This is a genomic window from Bifidobacterium sp. ESL0728, assembly GCF_029392015.1.
Lineage (GTDB): Bacteria > Actinomycetota > Actinomycetes > Actinomycetales > Bifidobacteriaceae > Bifidobacterium.
Map to the genome: position 1 here is coordinate 2,409,658 of NZ_CP113925.1, position 19,130 is coordinate 2,428,787.

At 53.2% G+C, this 19,130-nt stretch carries 13 protein-coding genes; 5 read left to right on the forward strand and 8 right to left on the reverse strand.

Annotated elements, in window-relative coordinates:
• Window positions 1-57: 57 nt before the first annotated feature.
• From OZX67_RS09010 to OZX67_RS09020, 3 genes are all read right to left on the reverse strand, one after another.
• Window positions 58-1,449, reverse strand: a complete 1,392-nt coding sequence (locus OZX67_RS09010) for a glycoside hydrolase family 32 protein (RefSeq protein WP_277142758.1) — start codon at window positions 1,447-1,449, stop codon at window positions 58-60.
• Between the two features lie 153 nt (window positions 1,450-1,602).
• On the reverse strand, window positions 1,603-2,619 hold the full coding sequence (locus tag OZX67_RS09015; RefSeq protein WP_277142760.1) for a LacI family DNA-binding transcriptional regulator: 1,017 nt from the start codon (window positions 2,617-2,619) through the stop codon (window positions 1,603-1,605).
• 66 nt (window positions 2,620-2,685) lie between these two features.
• The gene (locus tag OZX67_RS09020; RefSeq protein ID WP_277142762.1) at window positions 2,686-3,282 is read right to left on the reverse strand and encodes a DUF624 domain-containing protein; all 597 of its coding nucleotides are present in this window, start codon (window positions 3,280-3,282) and stop codon (window positions 2,686-2,688) included.
• Window positions 3,283-3,500: 218 nt separating this feature from the next.
• Here OZX67_RS09020 and OZX67_RS09025 point away from each other — a divergent pair, with 218 nt between their 5' ends.
• Entirely contained in the window at window positions 3,501-5,273 is a 1,773-nt protein-coding gene (locus OZX67_RS09025) for a glycoside hydrolase family 13 protein (protein ID WP_277142764.1), read from the forward strand.
• A gap of 503 nt (window positions 5,274-5,776) precedes the next feature.
• Window positions 5,777-8,257, forward strand: coding sequence for a glycoside hydrolase family 31 protein (locus OZX67_RS09030; RefSeq protein ID WP_277142766.1), 2,481 nt, complete (start codon window positions 5,777-5,779; stop codon window positions 8,255-8,257).
• A 369-nt stretch (window positions 8,258-8,626) separates the two neighbouring features.
• Here OZX67_RS09030 and OZX67_RS09035 read toward each other — a convergent pair whose 3' ends face one another.
• The 3 genes from OZX67_RS09035 to OZX67_RS09045 form a co-directional block, all read right to left on the reverse strand.
• Window positions 8,627-9,463: a carbohydrate ABC transporter permease gene (locus OZX67_RS09035; protein ID WP_277142768.1), complete on the reverse strand. Its 837-nt coding sequence runs from the start codon at window positions 9,461-9,463 to the stop codon at window positions 8,627-8,629.
• Window positions 9,460-10,314 carry a sugar ABC transporter permease gene (locus tag OZX67_RS09040; protein WP_277142771.1) on the reverse strand — a complete coding sequence of 285 codons (855 nt, stop codon included), beginning with the start codon at window positions 10,312-10,314 and terminating at the stop codon, window positions 9,460-9,462. The genes OZX67_RS09035 and OZX67_RS09040 overlap by 4 nt, the downstream gene beginning before the upstream one ends.
• A gap of 1,011 nt (window positions 10,315-11,325) precedes the next feature.
• Window positions 11,326-12,024 carry a histidine phosphatase family protein gene (locus OZX67_RS09045; protein ID WP_277142772.1) on the reverse strand — a complete coding sequence of 233 codons (699 nt, stop codon included), beginning with the start codon at window positions 12,022-12,024 and terminating at the stop codon, window positions 11,326-11,328.
• A 296-nt stretch (window positions 12,025-12,320) separates the two neighbouring features.
• Between OZX67_RS09045 and OZX67_RS09050 the strand changes: the two genes are divergently transcribed.
• Together OZX67_RS09050 and OZX67_RS09055 are read left to right on the forward strand one after the other, a co-directional pair.
• Window positions 12,321-13,034 (forward strand): DUF4235 domain-containing protein, encoded by a 714-nt coding sequence (locus tag OZX67_RS09050; protein ID WP_277142774.1) that lies wholly within the window; start codon window positions 12,321-12,323, stop codon window positions 13,032-13,034.
• A gap of 191 nt (window positions 13,035-13,225) precedes the next feature.
• Entirely contained in the window at window positions 13,226-14,017 is a 792-nt protein-coding gene (locus OZX67_RS09055) for a nitroreductase family protein (RefSeq protein ID WP_277142776.1), read from the forward strand.
• 365 nt (window positions 14,018-14,382) lie between these two features.
• Here OZX67_RS09055 and OZX67_RS09060 read toward each other — a convergent pair whose 3' ends face one another.
• On the reverse strand, window positions 14,383-14,649 hold the full coding sequence (locus OZX67_RS09060; protein ID WP_277142778.1) for a hypothetical protein: 267 nt from the start codon (window positions 14,647-14,649) through the stop codon (window positions 14,383-14,385).
• Window positions 14,650-15,200: 551 nt separating this feature from the next.
• Window positions 15,201-16,139: an aldo/keto reductase gene (locus tag OZX67_RS09065; protein ID WP_277142780.1), complete on the reverse strand. Its 939-nt coding sequence runs from the start codon at window positions 16,137-16,139 to the stop codon at window positions 15,201-15,203.
• Window positions 16,140-16,796: 657 nt separating this feature from the next.
• Here OZX67_RS09065 and OZX67_RS09070 point away from each other — a divergent pair.
• Complete coding sequence (locus tag OZX67_RS09070; RefSeq protein ID WP_277145071.1) at window positions 16,797-18,449, forward strand: C1 family peptidase; 1,653 nt, start codon at window positions 16,797-16,799, stop codon at window positions 18,447-18,449.
• Window positions 18,450-19,130: the final 681 nt, after the last annotated feature.

Here is a 19,130-nt window from a genome sequence, read left to right on the forward strand (position 1 = left end):
CTTGGCATTCGAGCGATCACAGACGACTGGAACAGCCACCGTAACCACCCAAAGCGATCATCCCTCCTTGATCCCACGCGCTACAGACGCGTTGGTGATTTTCAGAGATCCATCGGTGACGAACATGCTCAGATCGTCGCCAGGCTTCTGGTACATCCGGGCGTTCAGCGCGACGCCGTCGACATAAATCGTGGCGATGGTGTCGTCGACAACAACCTGAATGTGGTAGGTCTTGCCGGCCTCGAACTGGATCGGACGTTCCACGCCGATGTTCATATTGGTGAACCACGGCATATTCGGGCTACCTTCAAAGACGTAGCGGTTCTCGCCTACCTTGAAGATAAACTGATAGGACTTTCCGTCTTCCTCGTTCTTGCGCAGACGCAGGCCGAAGGAACGTGTGCCTTCACCGAACGTCACATCCGCTTCGAAGGAATACAGATCACCGGCATTGTGCACGAGAGTCGTTTCCTTGCGCTCGTGCGGGGAATCGACGGTGACATCGGCAATGGGCTCGTGCTTGTTGAACGCGTCCCAAAGCGTGTCGACCGGACGGCAGCCCAACGTGCCATCGGCGCGCTGGTAAACCTCGTGAGGCACGAACGTTCCGCCCCACTCGTAGTTCTTGGTGTCGTCGTTGTCTTCCTTGGTGCCGACCCAGCCGAAAAGCACACGCTTGCCATTGAGCTCGAACGTGCGTCCGGCGTAGTAGGTGCTGCCATCGAAAGCGTCATCGACAGGCGCGATCCACGGGCCCTCAAGGCTTTTGGCCATGCGGTAGACCATGCCATGCTTGTCGCTGTACTCGGTGACGATGTGGTACCACCAGTCGCCCATCTTGAACAGGTCGGGCATCTCGTGCATGGTGAACAGGCCAGGAGCCCAGAAGTCGCCTTCGAACTTCCAGTTTTTCAGATCCTTGGAAGTGAACTTGACGGTGCGGCCGGTCTGCTGGGTTTTGGGGCCGATCTTACGGGCACCAAGAATCAGCAGGTACTGGTCATGCTCATCGTCGCGGACAACCCACGGATCGCGCCAATCGTCGGGGTCATAACCCGGCTGCGGCGTGAAGGTGAGCTTGTCTTCGGTTTTCGTCCAGTGATAGAGATCATCACTTACGGCGTGCATCAAGACCTGCGAGGGCTTGCCCTGCGCTTCGTAATCACGGTTGTATCCGGTATAGAAAGCGTGGTACTGCCCTTCGCCGTCAAAGACGCTGCCCGCATAAATGAACTGGTCCTGGGCATCATCCGCTCCACGCGGAATCGCCGTGCCACAGTCCTTATAGTGAACAAAATCCTTGGTCGTGGCCAGCGACCAGCCAAAAGGTTCGCCGAATGGGCCAGGATTACGGTTATCCCGCTGATGGAAGAGGAAGAAATCATCCCCTTTGCCGAACGGCATACAGTCGCCAAACCACGTGCCCGGGAATTGATAATACAGCTTCATTTCAACCTTTCTTTGACGCCGTCATCGGCATCGGCTCGGGCGCATAAGACTTTGCACGGCCAAAATCCCATACGACAACAACCATTCCTATGTCTATGTTTAATCGCTTAAGCAACAAACATTACTTAGATAATAGCACACTGCTTTATGCTGTCAAGCGCTCGCAATCGAGTAGCGCAACACCGGTGGGCATTCGACGAGCAGAGGGTTGCCGCGTTGGGCATTATCGTCCGTATCATCTACCAAATCAATCATGGCGCGGACGCCCAACACGCCGAGCTCGTACTGCGGCAGCCCCACGGTGCTCAGCGCCGGATGAAGATGGGCCGAAACCACTTCCTGGTTATCGAAACCGACCAACGATATGTCCTCGGGAACTTTGAGGCCACGCTCACGCAAGGCGTCGTAGAGACCCATCGCCAAGCGGTCGTTATGGCAGAAAGCAGCGGTGGCATGCGTGGCCAACAGCTTGTCGACGCTGCCGTAGCCGCCTTCCTGATCTCCCTGAGCGTTGATGACAAGGGAAGGATCAAAAGCAATTCCCGCAGCTTCAAGGGCATCGCGGTACCCCTCGAGACGGCCGCATGAAGCCGGGGTAGGCAGGGGATCGTTCAGAAAAGCGATTCGTTTATGCCCGTGATCAAGCAGCATCTGCGTGGCGGTGCGCCCACCCTGACGCTCATCGGGAACCACAGCCTGGAAATCATGGTTCTTGTCAAAGCAATTGACCAAAACACTTTTCGAAGGACGAAGTTCGGAAGGGGGAACAATCACGCGGTGGGTCCACGTGGAATAGATGATTCCCTCGACCTGATGCTCGAGCATGAACTCAAACGCCGAATGCTCGATCGAGGCCTTGCCACCGGTATCGACGATCAGCAGAATCCTGCCGTTGCGCCATGCCTCATCCTGGGCTCCGCGAATGACCTGGCCGGCGAACGGGGTGGTCGCCACGCCGTCACTGATGAACCCGATCAGTGACGACTCTCCGCGTGCCAACCCTTTTGCGAGCGCATTGGGGTGATAGCCCAACTCACGCGCGACCTTACGAACTTTCTTACGCGTGACTTCGGGAATGCGCACCTTTTGATTATCGTTTACAGCCCAGGAAACCGTCGCCGTTGAAACTCCGGCTGCCTTTGCCACGTCTTGAAGCGTCACTCGTCCCATAGAAAACCACTGTACTCATGCGCCGCGAGTTGTCTGACGACGATTCCATCCGGGAGAAACAGAAGACTAAAGATAGCACTTGAAAACGTGTTCCAATATCGGGATATGGACCATAATGATCGAACCGTAACCGAAAACGAAAAGAAGGAACTCGCCTTGCGGCATATAGAACCACGAAGCGACGATAAGACTGACGAAAATAACGTCTACAACAACCAAAGCGAGAGTGGTGCCGAAGTAGGAGACACCGAACACAAAAGCGTTTTTCAACGTGCCGCCGATGGAGTTCTTGAACCTGGCTTGAAGCCCCCAAATCCATTCAAAACCTATCAGCCAAACAATCGTGAACGCGAATTTCGGGATCAGCAGCGGCGTGATCTGCAAGAACACCCAACTGCAGGCAATCGCAGCACCGGTAATGCCAAAAAGCAGCCAGAGCAGGGTCGAGGCCTTGAAATTCGATTTAAACGCCTTGAAATAATTCGAAGTGACATGCCCCTCACCGATCAGCGAGCGCCTTGCCGCATCATGAGCGGCCGTCAGGGCTGCACCGATGGTAATAATGGGGATCGAGGTGACGAGCATCAGAATATTGATCCATATGGCATCGGTAAGGTCTGAAAGCCCCCGCATAAACCCTGAATCAGGTGACAGCCACTTCATATTCCGCCTTTATCTTTAAGTGTCGAACATAGTGGATAGTTTGCTCCATACAACAGCATACGCCATGATGTGCAATGAAAACATTTTCTATCGCCGACATTTCTTTAAGACACAGACTCAAAAATTTTGTTTTGCACCTGTTATTATGATAGATTTGATAACGTTGTCATAGTACTTACAAATAGCGCAGTACTCTCACTCTCCAAGGAAGGACATCAATGACCCTCAACAACACTCGAGATGACTGGTGGAAGCAAGCCGTCGTTTATCAGATTTATCCGCGCAGCTTCAAGGATGTCAACGGCGACGGCATCGGCGATATCGCAGGTGTTACCGAGAAGATGGATTATCTGACCTCGCTTGGCATTGATGCGATCTGGCTTTCCCCGTTCTACCCTTCCGAATTGGCCGACGGCGGTTACGACGTCATCGACTACCGCAATGTCGACCCGCGGCTGGGCACCATGGATGATTTCGACAAGATGGTCGCGGCGGCCCACAAGGCAGGCGTCAAGGTCATCGTCGACATCGTGCCGAACCACACTTCCGACAAGCACCACTTCTTCCAGGAAGCACTCAAGGCCGGGCGCGGATCGGCTGCACGCGACCGCTATATCTTCCGCGAAGGTCGCGGCAAGAACGGCGAACTGCCTCCCAACGACTGGCAGTCCCTCTTTGGTGGACCGGCTTGGGAACGCGTGGACGACGGGCAGTGGTATTTCCATATCTTCGCGAAGGAACAGCCCGACGTCAATTGGAAGAATCCCGACATTCATGAGGAGTTCAAGAAGACCTTCCGCTTCTGGAGCGACCACGGCACCGATGGCTTCCGTATCGACGTGGCCCACGGCTTGGCCAAGGACTTCGACAGCAAATCCTTGGAAGAGCTTGGCCGCGAATACACCGTTCAGGACCAGACGAACCATGACGGATTGAACCCGATGTGGGATCGCCCCGAAGTCCACGACATCTACAAGGAATGGCGTCAGGTCTTCAACGAATACAATCCCCCGCGTTTCGCCGTCGCCGAGGCTTGGGTGCGCCCCGATCATCAGCATCTCTATGCTTCGCCGGACGAGCTTGGACAGGTCTTCAACTTTGAATTTGCCAAGGCCAACTGGGATGTCGATGAAATGCGCACCGCCGTCATCGAGGGTCTTGAAAGCGCTGCAAATAGCGGCGGATCCACTTCGACATGGGTGATGAGCAACCACGATATCCCGCGTAACGCCTCGCGCTACGGGCTGCCGCAGGTCAAGGCACGCACCCAGCATCAGATCGCAACCGATTGGATCTTGCGCAACGGCACCACCTACCTCGAGAACCGCGAGCTTGGCACACGCCGCGCCCGCGCCGCAGCGATGCTCGAATTCGGCCTGCCCGGTTCGGTCTACATCTATCAGGGTGAGGAACTTGGCCTCTTCGAAGTACCCGACATTCCGTGGGATCGCTTGGAGGATCCGACACCGTTCCGCACGCTGCGCAACTTCACCGAAAAAGGTCGCGACGGTTGCCGCGTACCGCTGCCTTGGACTGCCGGCGACGAGCCGAAACCCGCCAGCTGGGACAAGGACTTCGGCGAAGGCGCCTCGTTCGGCTTCTCCCCCAGCACCCGCCCGGACGGTTCTGCGAGCGCCGATCCGCATCTGCCGCAGCCGCTTTGGTTCAAGGATTTTGCCGCCGACAAAGAGGCTGCAGACGCCGATTCCATGCTGAACTTCTACAGCAAGCTGCTGAAGAATCGCGCACAATTGCTCACCGCGACCGGCGACCACGATTCCATCGACATGCTCGATATGGGACATGACGTCATCGCCTATTCACGTCCGGCCGAAGATTCCGAAGGCCGCCGCTTCGTCAACATCACCAACTTTGGGGCACAGCCCGTGGCATTGCCCGCCAACGCCACGCAGCTGATAGCTTCAACTGACCTTGATGCCAACGGCAAGCTCCCTCAGGATGCCTCCGTCTGGTTGCTAGCAGCGAAGTAAGTCGATTGACTCTTTCTTCTGTATGAAGGCTATTGCGCAAAGAACCTGGATAGCCTTCATACAGAATGACAGATAACGGCGTTCTCGCCTGAACGGTTCAACATCATCCGCAACAAGAAGATATTTAAGCACTGTTGTTCAGAATCTTATGCCTTAACCGAAAACGATGCCGGCGTCAAAACCAAGACTCCTTCTCGTAAATCGCGAAGATAGCTATCTCAACAACCATAAAACCATGATCGTCCTGCAAGTGCAGAATACCCTAACTCCATTAATTATGCTGAGCTCCAGACCTTCTAACACTTGGAGAGAACTTACCAATGCCTCGAGGTTCAATGATTAATACGAATTTCGGAGGCTAAAGGAACGGCCTTTAAGCCTTCATCTCAGAAGCTTATCGACCGTTTCTTTTGCTGTTTTTCAACAGTAAAAGAGATTGTTGTTTTAACTATATTTAAAGCACTAAGAGTTCAAGGAAAATAAAAGCACAAAGGAGATTACAAATGCCATCCTTCCCTAGATTAATAACCCAACCGGCGCTCGACCCGGCGACCACCATTACCGGTGACCACTGGCGCATCGGCATCATCACCGAATCACTCATCCGTCTCGAATGGCAGGATGACGGATTCTTTGAAGACAATGCGACGCAGACCGTAATATGCAGAAACTGGAATGCGAAGCCGGAATTCACCAAAAAAATCAAAGACGATGAGCTGATCATTGAAACCCCACACTTAAGACTGACTTATGACAGACAACCGTTCAGTAAAGAGGGCCTGAACGTCGTTGTCAAAGGATTGCAACACAGCCAGAGAAACACATGGAATTTCGGCTCTAAACCGGTCGGGAATCTCAAGGGAACCACCCGAACCCTCGATGAGGCTGATGGCGAGATACCACTCGGTCTGGGAGTTATCTCCAGAAACGGATGGGCCGTACTTGACGATTCCTCATCGAACGAATTAGTGGAGACCGACTCGGTGCAAGGGCAGACCAACCCGTTCGGCATGTGGGTCGAACCCAGAAAACACAAGGGCATCGACCTTTACGTCTTTGCATACGCCCATCGCTATATAGAAGCGGTCCAGGACTTTTACCGCCTTACCGGCGAGACACCATTGCTTCCCCGTTTCGCATTGGGCAACTGGTGGAGCCGCTACCACCAATACAGTAGCGATGAATATCTGAACCTCATGCATCGCTTCGAGAAGGAAGGAATTCCATTCAATACCGGTGTCATTGACATGGACTGGCATCGCGTCGAAGACATCGATCCCAAGTACGGCTCCGGCTGGACCGGCTATACGTGGAACCACAAACTTTTCCCGAATCCGGAAAAATTCATGGACGAACTGCATCAGCTAGGGATGAAAGTGAGTTTGAATATCCATCCGCGCGACGGCATCAGGGCTTTCGAGGACTGCTACCCCGAAGTGGCCAAGGAGATGGGCGTCGATCCTAAAAGCGAGGAACCGATTGTTTTCGACCCTTCGAGCCCGAAATTCATGCAGACCTATTTCAATCTTCATCATCATCTTGAAGACGAAGGCGTCAGTTTCTGGTGGATCGATTGGCAACAGGGAGGCGTGACCCGGCAAAAGGGGCTCGACCCCTTGTGGATTCTCAACCACCTGCACTATCTCGATTCCGGGCGTGACGGACGTTGGCCGATCACCTTCTCAAGGTATGCGGGCCCAGGTTCGCATCGTTATCCTGTCGGATTCTCAGGCGACACCATTGTCTCCTGGAAATCGCTCGAATTCCAGCCATATTTCACTGCCACCGCGAGCAATATCGGCTACGGCTGGTGGAGCCACGATATCGGCGGACATATGGGTGGCTACCGCGATGAAGAACTGGAGGCACGCTGGTACCAACTCGGCACCTTCAGCCCGATTACCCGGCTGCACTCCACGGCTTCTCCCTTCAACGGCAAGGAACCCTGGAATTTCCACACCGAGACCCGGCTTGCGATGACGAAAGCGCTTCGTTTGCGGCAGCAGCTTATTCCTTATCTCTATAGCATGAATTGGCGGGCGCACGATGAGGGCCGACCCCTTGTCGAGCCGATGTATTGGCAGGCATCTGAAATCGAGGACGCCTACCACGTTCCTGACGAGTTCAGATTCGGTACGCAACTGGTGGTGGCACCCATCGTCACCCCGCAAGTACGTGAAGTGCAGAAAAGCGCCGCCAGAGCGTGGTTGCCACAAGGTCAGTGGTTCGACTTCTTTACCGGCAAACGTTATGACGCGCCTGCATCGACGGGTAGAACTTTCGAACTTTGGCGAGATCTTGCCAATATTCCTGTCTTCGCCAAGGCCGGAGCCATTGTGCCAATGCAGCCTTTGGACGCAGCCAACGGCCCGGTCAACAATGTAAAGAATCCCAAGCACCTGGAGATTGTGGTCTTCCCTGGTGCCGACGGCCGATTCGATCTAGTCGAAGACGACGGCGTGCATGCCGACGGCAGCGTACGCGCGACCACCACCTTGATGCTCAGCGTAGGCAAAGGTAATGGAGACAACGCCCGGTTCACCATCAGCCAGCCGGAAGGTAATACATCTTGCTTGCCGGCAACGCGAGATTGGACCGTTGTTTTCCGCGGAGTCGCCAAAGATGACGTGGCACCGACAGTATCGGCAAATGGTAAAAATTGCCAGACTGCAGAGTGCAAATACGATAACGAGAGCCAGAGTCTTTCCGTTACCCTGCGCGGCATTGCACGGGATTCGGCCGTAAGCATCGACTTCAATTCGCCACTTCACCATTGCTCGGAAGACACGGTCGAAGATGCGATGAAGGTGCTTTATGATGCACAAATCAGCTACCAGGCCAAGGAAAAAGCCTACGACGCCATTCGTCAGTACGGCAAAGACAGCCTGAGTGCGCTGTATGCGCTGCGGGATTCTGCAGCGGATTCGCCGCTTCCGGATTCGGTTATTCGGGCCGTGGCAGAACAATTGCTGAGGATGATCTAGAGGTAAAAACAACATAAGAGGAGCACCCACGTTTTGGTGGGTGCTCCTCTTTTTTACGGTTTTAAAAACCTAAACAGAGCTTCACCGCATTGACTTCGGCCTCAATTACGGAGGAACCTACAAGGCTAGTAATTGTAAAAGAACTCCAACTCTCACTGCCTCGCCTCCGGCATCGGCTGGAAACAGACAACAACCACAGGACTGCCACCTATTAACCAACTCCGCCCTTCACCGCCCCGCCTCCGGCCCTGCAATTATGGAGAAACCCGCCCTTACGGGCGGGTTTCACTCAATACTACCTTCGTTCGGCTTTCAGCCTCACTCAGGCAGGGGCTAAATAACAGTCCACAGGACTGTTATGAAAGGCTTTCAGCCTTTCACCGCCCCTGCCATTACGCCTTTAATAATGTACTTCTGGCAGAAGAGGTAGAAAATGATGATTGGGATGATGGCCAGCACCAGGCAGCCCATCATAGCGCCCATATCAACCGAACCATAGCCACCCTTGAGGTACTGAATGGCGATCGACATGGTCTTGTACTTACGCATATCCAAGGTCAGATACGGAAGCAGGAAGTCGTTCCAAATCCACATGGCCTCAAGAATCGCAACCGAGATAATCGAGGGGCGCATAATCGGCACCACGATACGGAAGAAGATTCCAGGAACCGATGCGCCATCAATCATGGCGGACTCTTCGAGCTCTTGCGGGATTCCCTTGACAACGCCTGTAAACATAAACACTGCCAAACCCGCGCCAAATCCTAGGTATATGACCCACAAGCCCCAAGGGGTGTTGAGACCCAACATATCGGCCAACTTGGAAAGCGTGAACATGACCATCTGGAAAGGCACGATCATGTTGAACAGGAAGAGCGCGTACAGCGTCTTCGCCGCCCAGTTGTTGACTCGGACGATCCACCATGCGCACATCGAGGTGCACACCAGGATCAGCAGAACCGAGCCGACGGTGACAACGACAGTCCACCAGAAGCTTGCGAACAGATCAGTCTGTTCGACGCCCCTCCGGTAGTTTTCAAGACCTACGAACTCGGTGCCGCGAGGAATCGAGAACGCGTTACGAGAGATGTACGCCTTCTGCTTGAAGGAGTTGATGACGACGAGCACAATCGGGAAAACCCAGATCAGGCTCACTATGGTGAAGAATACGGTCCAAAGACCAGAATGCCTTACCTTGTCACTCATGCTTCTACCTCCTTGCTCGTGGTCAACCTATTCTGGATAAGCGCCAGAATCGCAACGATGATAAAGAACACCACTGCCTTGGCCTGGCCTACGCCTTCAAACCCTGCGCGTCCGTAGAACGTACGGTAGATGTTGAGGGCGAGCATTTCAGATGTATTCGAAGGTGCGCCATTAGTCAACGCCAAGTTCTGATCGAACATCTTGAAACCATTGGTCATCGTCAGGAACGTGCAAACTGTGATCGAAGGCATCATCAGCGGAATCGTCACACGGAACAGCGTCTGGCGAGAATTTGCCCCATCGACTGCTGCGGCCTCGATGACGTCGCCGGGCAGCGATTGCAGACCGGAGATGTAGATGATCATCATGTAGCCTATCTGCTGCCAGCAATACAGGGCAACCATGCCCCAGAAGCCGTATGTTCCGGAATAAGTAATCGACTTACTCCAGTGAGCCAGGATGCCGTTCAAAAGCAGCAACCAGATGTAGCCCAAGATAATGCCGCCGATGAGGTTCGGCATGAAGAACACCGAACGGAAAATCGTCGAGCCTTTAATTGTTTTGGTCAGCATATACGCCACTGCAAAAGCGCAGATATTGATAATCAAGACGGTTACGATAGTGAATGCCACCGTATACCACAGCGCATGCCAAAATTCCGGGTCTTTGATAGCCGCCGAATAATTCGCCATTCCAATGAATTTTGAATCGGTCACTGTACTGAACTTGCAGAAGCTCAGATAAATGCCCATCACGAACGGAACTACAAAGCCAACAACAAAAGCCGCAAACGTAGGCAGCGCGAACAACGCCCACCACCTGCGAATCGACTTACCGGCCATTGAAATCATTTCACGCCCACTTTCTCCTCCTCGAGTGCGCATGCAAAATTGCAAACGGATTCAATTTTATTTTGATATTGCTGCATCCAATATGTGCGTCCGTGATAACATATCAAACCAGTAAACGCTTACATTACCATATTTTAGACCCTAAGTCAAACCCATCACGAAATTTGAATGTCGCAATTCAAGGAATCCTGAAAATCTAAAAACAGAAAATGATAAATCCGACTATAATAGAAAACTGGAAATGAAAACGTTGTCTCATCCCTGTTGTGGCCGATTGAGCTCTGCTGAGACAATTCAGTTGTGGAACCTTTTAGATACAGGCCACATTTGATTCCTCCAGATTTTTCTTGATTCTCACGATCCTTTTAAAACCTTTATCCGTATGCTTCCACCCGTACGAATAGTCAGAAACCAAAATCGTCAAACGGCACGGTCACAAACTGATCACAGCCGCTTCAATAACTCTCGATCCTTGTCCTTTCTGGCAAATACGGGCAAAGAATCAGAGGGAAGCCGACGAAGAAGCCTGATGTCATAGCCCCTATCGCCTGATTGCACGAGCCAAACCATGCAATAGGCGCTCACAACGAAAGAGAAAAGGATACGTTTTGTCGAACCGAACACAAGGCTCTTATAGTTCTGATCTTCGATGTAGAAAGCACACACGCAGCATGGTTGACCGAGTACCTGAGTTTTTCCATTTCCACACGTGCTCTGTTCGCGGTTTGTTCGGAAATCAAGGAGTTGCCGCACGCCGCATACAAAAGCTGTCGCCTTCGAGACTCTAGACACAACCATAACATCCCGCATCGTAGCCTTTGCTTGTCTTCTCCTAATACGCTTTCGTACACATTAACACACAATGAGTCGCAACGGACAACACCACATAACGCCTTCTACCAAATGCCATTCATTCTATCGGTATTTAACCATAAACGGTCAAAATTCGTCACAGTTCCACTCCAACCATTAAGAACCTGCCGCACCCACAAACACACTTTGTTTTATAGTTCACACATTCCAGCGAACGATGACGGGGTCGTTTTTGTAGTAGCCAAGCACCGAGTGGTGGGCGGTGTCGAAACGGAGGAGGCGACCAGCACGCGGGTCGGCGCGCAGCCATTGCGTGGTGATGATACGCAGAATATGGGCATGGGCGACGAGCAGCACATTATGACCGTCGAGAATCAGGGGCGTCACCTTTTCGATGACGCGGCGGGCGCGTGCGGCGGCCTCATCCACGGTTTCGCCGGTTCCGCTGTGAACGTTGACCGTTTCTCTACTGGGCAGGGTGCAGACCCAATCACCTTGCAGGGAACGCGGCAACATTTCTGGCCCTTCGTCCCACACGCACCAATCGTGGCCGAGGGCGGCACCGACTTCCTCGCGTCGGCGGCCTTCAGCAGGGCCGTAATCCCATTCCATGAGGTCGTCCAGCGTTTCGAAATCAGAGTAACCCGCCAATTGGGCTGTTTCGCTGGCACGATGCGATGGACTTGCAAAAATATGCCCTGGCCCGAACCCACCGGGAAACGCTTCACGCAATCGTTTGCCGCCTGCCATCGCCTGATGTCGGCCTTCATCGTTCAACGGCACATCCGTACGTCCCGTATACTGCCCGGTGACGCTCCATGCGGTCTGTCCGTGACGCAGCAATACCAAGTAACCGGGTTTCGAGGCCCCCTCGCCCGAAGTAAGATATTCAGTCATAAAACCACTCTAACGCAGGCCGTCAAGACGCGCAAAACCAATTGACTATAGCCAAAATAATGATAATTTCTACTATAATTCGTTATACGCATTCTTCATCGGCCTTTCCCGGTTAGCCCAACTTTGTGGCGCTTTCATAACCTGAATTTAGCCACTGAAGACCTTCCGCTACCGGCACCCCATGAAACCGCCAAAATCAACCGGAACACACGGCCCAAGGAAATCATCGACATACTCAAACGTCACAGCTAACCTCAGTGCTGCATCAGGGACAGTGCGACGTCTATTATGGAAAAATGCACGCAAGACACAGCAAAACAGCGGTGAAAGAAGCCGACAGGCAAAACCCCGAAGCTCTTGACACACCGGCATGGGATTCGTTCATGCCTTCCGTAACAGGCAAAACGGCTTCGCGCGATTCGGTCGGTTCCGCGCAGGCAGGGCCATCGTCCTCGGCCGCTTCCGCGACTCAATCATCTTCAGCTCTTTCCGCCACTCAATCACCTTCAGCTCCTTCCACGACTCAATCACCCTCAGCTCCTTCCGCTTCCACGACTCCCGCAGCCCCGGCGCCTTCTTCCTCTGCAGCATTTCCCGCCTCTCGGGTGTCCCCTTACCAGACTTCAGCCTCTTCGTTCCCCTCTTCAACCTCATTAGCGGACCACATCGTCGAAACCCTTCATCGCGTCGACAAGAAAGTAGAAACCATGCGTCAGAACCGTTTGCAAGACCCCGATACGCTCGGCGACAAGATTTTCAAAATGATTTTCCCGTTCACCGTAGGAACCGTAGCCGGCCAGCTTTTCAAGAATCTATGGGAAGATCGCACATCCGGCAAGCGCGCGGCCGGAGACACTGCAGCAGCCGAAAACGCCCAACAGCAGGGTTTTGTAACCAGTATCGTTTTTGCCGCGCTTTCGGCGGCGTTGGGAGCAGTGATTTCCGAACTCAGCGTACGCGGCTCGAATGCGCTGGTCACGCGCCGGCACAATCGCCGCAACGGTAAGTGACAATCCATCTGCCGCCCGGCGGTATAGCATCCCTTTAGTTATCCATTGCTTAATGATGTAACACAAGAGACGAAAACGACAACGAACATGTGGTATAGCAAGCGATAAATAGATATCAATCTCACATCCGTCGTGTTACCCAGAGCGGAAAAACAGTGGTATGTTTCGTGCCTATTTGAAAGAATATGGCTATGACCGAATCACAAAATAACCTACGTACCAACGAAACCATCGAAACGCTGCTGAACCGGCGCTCGATCCGCAAGTTCAAGCCGGAAACCATCGACGAGCAGACCATCGCCACTTTGGAAACCGTCGCGCAGCATGCCGCCTCAAGCCAGTATTTGCAGGACTGGTCAGCCGTGCGCATCGAAGATCAAAGCATCAAGGACGCCATCGCCCAAATCTGCAATCAGACCTACGTGGCCGAGGCACCGCTGCTATACATTTTCATCGCCGACGAACACCGCAACGCCGCCATCGCTGAACGCAAAGGCGTCAACGTCCACTCCGACGAATTTACGTTGAATTCCAGCTATCGCTTCTCTCAAGCCCAGAATGACGCCGTTCTCGCACTTCATGCGATGGAAACGGCCGCTTATTCGCTCGATCTGGGTTGCGTGATTCTCGGTTCCGTTTTGAACAACCCACGCAAACTCATCGAACTGCTGCACCTGCCGGAATTCACTTACCCCGTGCTCGGTCTGGCTATCGGCAAACCCGACCAGTCGCCGGCTTTGAAGCCGCGCATGGAACGCGACGACCAATTCTTCGCCGACCGCTACCCCGCCGACGACGCGCAACTGCTCCACGGACTCGATGCCTTCGACGACACCGTCCATAAGTATTACGATTTGCGCAACACCTCACGCCCTGTTGACGCGTTCAGCGACCAGATTGCCAAGAACTCCGTCGATACCGGCGTTTTCAGCCGCTCCGTCAAGCCCGTCGCCGAGGATCAAGGCTTCCGTTTCGACCGCTGAGTCTGATTCGTTTTTCCAAAGTGCTCTTTCTCACCATTAACGGCGAGAAAGAGCACTTTGTGTAAAAGTACTTGCATGTTTCTGACACCACTGCAGAAAACATGCATCTTACCCAGCTCTACTTGCACTTTTCTCTCGTTAACGTCAAAAAAGTGCACCCTATGAATCCCTACGCGCATATTCTCGACGCCAATGTCAAAAACATGCACTTTATGGAACGATAAGTGCACGTTTTTGACGGCAATGTTAGAAAAGTGCACTGTATCGAGCCCAACTTGCATGTTTCTCGAGTCACCGTCAAAAAAGTGCACTCTAGAAACGAGCTAATGAGCCCTACCGATATAAGAGAAAGGGAAAGTTGCCGGCTAACGCTGACGAGGTTTGAAACCGCGCTTGCGGGAGTGAGGCCTCTTGCGTTGGGCAGCGGCTTGGGCGCTGATACCGCGTAGAAACTCTTCCTCTTTTGGGTCATGATGGGTCAAATGCCAGCCGCCGCAGTATTCACACCGATAGACCCACAGCTCGGCGTCACGTTCGATGAAGGCCTGCCGGGCAGCGGCCTCGGCCTGAGCCTTGTCATGGTAGATGATCTTGCGCGAGCTGGCGCAACGTTTCGGGGTGAAATAGTGCACGCCACTACCCTAGCAACGCGGGATTACAGCAGCCTGGTTGGCCGCAAGGAACCATACCTCGCGAGCAACGGCAAGTCCACCTACCGCTTATGCCACTGCCGGGAAACTGCGCTGAATTGCCAGCCATATGCCACTTGCGGGCTTCAATCAGCAGAATCTCGCAAAAATGCACCCCCATGCAGGCAAACCGCATCCAGCAACTGCGCAAAATCAATCTATCGGCACCAAATACGGATACCGAATTCACGCATTAGCGTCGGAAACCGCACAACAACCGACAACCAGATACCGTCTACCCGCGCCGGCGATGCGTTATCGTACGTAAAAAATGCGGGCAAAGCGCACCTGATCCGAAACTCATTGCCGTTTATCTGCTCCACAACATAGGCCCATCGCAAACAACCACACATTGGTACAGGCAAACCGCACTTAAGAACGAGCCGAATCCCGTTTACCACCGCTAATGACAATTACACATAAAAATGCGGGCAAAGCGCACCTGAGCCGGAGCCAGAGGCCGTTTGCCCGCATGAATATATCAAAACGGTGATTTACGGCAAATCGTTGCCGGCGGCGACGTAGAGGTCGTACCACTCCTGGGCGGTGATTTCGGCATCCGCTCCGGCCATCATTTCCTTAAGACGACCTGGGTTCATCGACCCCAGCAACACTTGCATCTTGGCGGGGTGACGTAGAATCCATGCCACAGCAATCCCGTTTTTGCTGACACCATGTGCATCGGCGACACGTTGGAGCATCTCGTTGAGTTCGGGGAACTTTGGGTTGTCGATAAACACGCCTTCAAAGAAGCCGAACTGGAACGGGCTCCAAGCCTGAATGGTCATTTTCTTCAAACGCGAGTAGCTGATCAGCCCGCCGTCATGATCGACGCTCGGCGCGTCCTGCATATTGACGTGAATCTCCTGCTGCACCATGCCGGTATGGCCCAGACCGAATTGCAGCTGGTTGACCTCAAGCTTCTGATCGAGGGCGCTCTGCAGCATCTCGACCTGCATCGGGTTCACATTGCTCACGCCGAAATGACGCACCTTGCCGCTCGATTGCAGCTCATTGAACGCTTCCGCCAGCTCATCGAGCTCCACGAGCGTATCGGGACGATGCAGAAGCACGAAATCTACGTAATCGGTCTGCAGGTTTTTCAGTTCGCTGTCGAGCGCGGCGAGAAGATGGTCTTTCGAGAAGTTGTAGCGGGTGATGTCGTCGCTTTTCGGATCACGGTAGATACCGAATTTCGTCTGCACATAGATCTTGCTGCGGTCCACACCCACGTCTTTGAGCGCCTGACCAAGCCGACGGCTGCTCTCGCCGGCGGTATAGCAATCCGCGGTATCGAAGAAGTTCACGCCGCCGTCCAAGACCGTACTCACGATTCCGCGCGCCTCGTCGGCACTCTTGGAATTCATTCGCATCGCACCGAGGGCCACGCGCGAGGCCTTCACACCCGACGTTCCAAGTTCACTATATTTCATTATTTGCGCCTTCCTTGGTATTTCGTCAATAATCCCAGTCTAGGGCGTGACCGCGAAATGTGGCGTATAGAAATGCCTAACCAATATACAGTCAAAATCCTTATCTAAACGAAAGCCGCCACTGTTATCATCAACCCAATACGGCATCTTGAACTTCGGCTAAATCTTCCCGACACTCGTTCATCGCGCCACCTAGAAATACTCCTCAACCGCCCACAGCGGTACGTTGATGGCTAATCCTCACTCCCGCCTTGCATCCGTCGCAATCCAATACACTTTTCTGACCGTTGACGGGAGGGTTTCTTGCAATTTTCTGACCGTCGAAAGCGCGAATATTGCAAAAATCTGACCGTTGAAAGCCTCATTTCATGCAATTTTCAGGCCGAACGAACGCCAGTTCATGCAATTTTCCGACCGTCGAAAATATGTTTTCCTGCAATTTTCAGACCGAACAAACACCTGATTCTTGCAATTTTCTGACCGTTGCTGCATGTGGATTGACGCTCCACGCATGCAACATACCGATCCAAAAATGCTCAAGACGGGCACCACGATAGGATATAAGCGTACGAAACGGAGGAAATAATGAGCTCGGACAAGGCCAAAAACAACCACGACGCGGCGAATGACGGCGACGAAGCAGACGGCAGCAATGCGATGAACAAAATCGATAACACCAAGGCGATAAGCGCTGAGGACGTGCGCTCCTATAGCGAAAACTACAATACCGGCAGCGCGGCTCGGGCGAATCATGTCGCCGCGAACGCGGCGGTCAAGAATGGCGTCATCAAGGCGGCTACCAGCTACGAAGGAACGCGCGAACTCACTCACGATTTCTCAATCGAGCTGAAACAGGGCACGATTACCGACCAGCAGCGCAGCGGGCGGTGCTGGATGTTTGCCTCGCTCAATACCTTGCGTTATGAGCTGATGCATCGCTGGAAACTCGAGGATTTCGAGTTTTCCGAAACCTACCTGTTTTTCTGGGACAAGTTCGAGAAGTCGAACACCTACCTCGAAAACGTGCTGGACACGCTCGACGAGCCGACCGACAGCCGCACGTTCGAGGCCATCAACGCCTACCCGGCCGACGATGGTGGTTGGTGGCAAATGTTCGTCAATCTGGTCAACAAATACGGCCTCGTACCGAAATCAGCCTATCCGGAATCCCAGAATTCCAAGGATTCTGACGCGTTTACGCAATATCTGACCACGAAGCTGCACCAGTTTGCGATCCAACTCCGGCAACACCACGAAAACGGCAAGAGCATGGACGAGCTGCGGGAATTCAAGAAAAAATATATGGAGGATGTCTACGGCATCTGCGCGATTTCGTTGGGTGAGCCACCGGCCAAGTTCGATTGGCTGGCGCGCGTCAAAGACGGCGACGACGATGACAAAGACAGTGGCGGCAAGAGTACCGGCAACAAAGAAGCCAAGACCGCCGAGGCTGGGAAAGCTGATTCCGAACCTGACGAGACGGCAAAGAATTCCGGCGATTCCGCCCAACTCGGCAATGCCGCAACCGCCAAAGTGAACAACAATACCGATGACACGGATGCGGCCAAAGTCGCGGCATCGGCTTCGACGGGTGCACATGCCTCAAAGTCCGGCAATGCCTCCGACAGCGCCGCTAAAACCGGCGAAAACCAAGGCGAAGCCGGCATCGACGAACGCAAGCAGATCGTGGAGCACGACATCACACCACTCGAGTTCTACCATAAGTATGTGCCGGTCGACGTCAACGATTTCGTGACGCTTTGCAACAATCCGATGAAGTCCCGTCCGTTCTATACCCACTTCCAGCTCAAGTATTCAACCAACGTGGCTGAAACCGGCAATCTCGACTTCACCAACGTGCCGATCGACGTACTGCGCAAGGCGGCGGTCGATCAGGTAAAGGCGGGGCACCCGATCTGGTTCGCCTGCGATTGCATGCAATATTGCGTGCGCGACGGCGGCTATTTCAGCAAGAACGCGGTGCGCGTGGACGAGCTTTTCGGCACCGACTTCAGCATCGACAAGGCCAACGGCTTGGAATACGGTGATTACCCGAGCAACCACGCCATGACCATCACCGGCGTGAACCTTGATGAAAGCGGCAAACCAAACCGCTGGAAGATCGAAAACAGCTGGGGCAAGTCCACCGGCACCGACGGCTATTACGTCGCGGACGGCGAATGGTTCGACCAGTTCGTCACCGAGGTCATTATCCGCAAGGAATTCCTAGACGACAAGACGTTGAAAACGACGCAAGCCGAACCTGTCATACTGGATCCTTGGCAGATAATCAGCGCACGCTGCGACTGAAACCAAGATATACGAGTCGGCTTCCTTAATAGGACTCGGCCCGCACTCAACGGTTGCTGCAACATTCAAATCGCATCAGCATTAGCAATATCAGTGTCAGTGTCAGATGGAACCGATGGCACAGGGCGCAATGGTGCCGTTACAGCTGTAAACGCCCAGTTTCGCTGATTCGCTCACAAACAGCGTAACTTGCAAAATGAGGCTCAAAACCCTTAGAAAAAGAGATGCCCGGCGGAGAGAAAGCCGCCGGGCGAGAGAAGAGAGAAGAAGGTTCAATTATGGGATTCAAAGAAGAATCTCGCCAGCGGTTTAACTGCTGACATCTCTAATATAACAGCATCTTCCTTGGAGAAACGATGCGTGGAACTCAAAGAATTCTGGGAAAATTGTAATGATTTTGCGAAAATAAAGCAAAATGTATAGTTTTGAGCGCATTTTCGTGTCCTCAAACGAAAAATGTGCCATCAATAGGCATCAAAACGCGATACAAAGTCTGATTTTCGGGCAGATTCGTATTATCAAAGCTCAGCTCAAAGCACAACCAACGTCAACATCTTAGTGTCGCGAGAACGCTTATCACAAGTAATCCGTATGCAAATCCTCATCAATCCAAAATCCAAGTTGGCAGATACGCGTTCAAACACACTACAGAGCAGATGCACATTGCAAAACCCGGCGATA

Bases quoted from the DNA above. Each gene is read 5' to 3' on its own strand.
- OZX67_RS09010 (WP_277142758.1), bottom strand. From the start codon at position 1,449: ATGAAGCTGTATTATCAATTCCCGGGCACGTGGTTTGGCGACTGTATG.
- OZX67_RS09015 (WP_277142760.1), bottom strand. From the start codon at position 2,619: ATGGGACGAGTGACGCTTCAAGACGTGGCAAAGGCAGCCGGAGTTTCA.
- OZX67_RS09020 (WP_277142762.1), bottom strand. From the start codon at position 3,282: ATGAAGTGGCTGTCACCTGATTCAGGGTTTATGCGGGGGCTTTCAGAC.
- OZX67_RS09025 (WP_277142764.1), top strand. From the start codon at position 3,501: ATGACCCTCAACAACACTCGAGATGACTGGTGGAAGCAAGCCGTCGTT.
- OZX67_RS09030 (WP_277142766.1), top strand. From the start codon at position 5,777: ATGCCATCCTTCCCTAGATTAATAACCCAACCGGCGCTCGACCCGGCG.
- OZX67_RS09035 (WP_277142768.1), bottom strand. From the start codon at position 9,463: ATGAGTGACAAGGTAAGGCATTCTGGTCTTTGGACCGTATTCTTCACC.
- OZX67_RS09040 (WP_277142771.1), bottom strand. From the start codon at position 10,314: ATGATTTCAATGGCCGGTAAGTCGATTCGCAGGTGGTGGGCGTTGTTC.
- OZX67_RS09045 (WP_277142772.1), bottom strand. From the start codon at position 12,024: ATGACTGAATATCTTACTTCGGGCGAGGGGGCCTCGAAACCCGGTTAC.
- OZX67_RS09050 (WP_277142774.1), top strand. From the start codon at position 12,321: ATGCACGCAAGACACAGCAAAACAGCGGTGAAAGAAGCCGACAGGCAA.
- OZX67_RS09055 (WP_277142776.1), top strand. From the start codon at position 13,226: ATGACCGAATCACAAAATAACCTACGTACCAACGAAACCATCGAAACG.
- OZX67_RS09065 (WP_277142780.1), bottom strand. From the start codon at position 16,139: ATGAAATATAGTGAACTTGGAACGTCGGGTGTGAAGGCCTCGCGCGTG.
- OZX67_RS09070 (WP_277145071.1), top strand. From the start codon at position 16,797: ATGAACAAAATCGATAACACCAAGGCGATAAGCGCTGAGGACGTGCGC.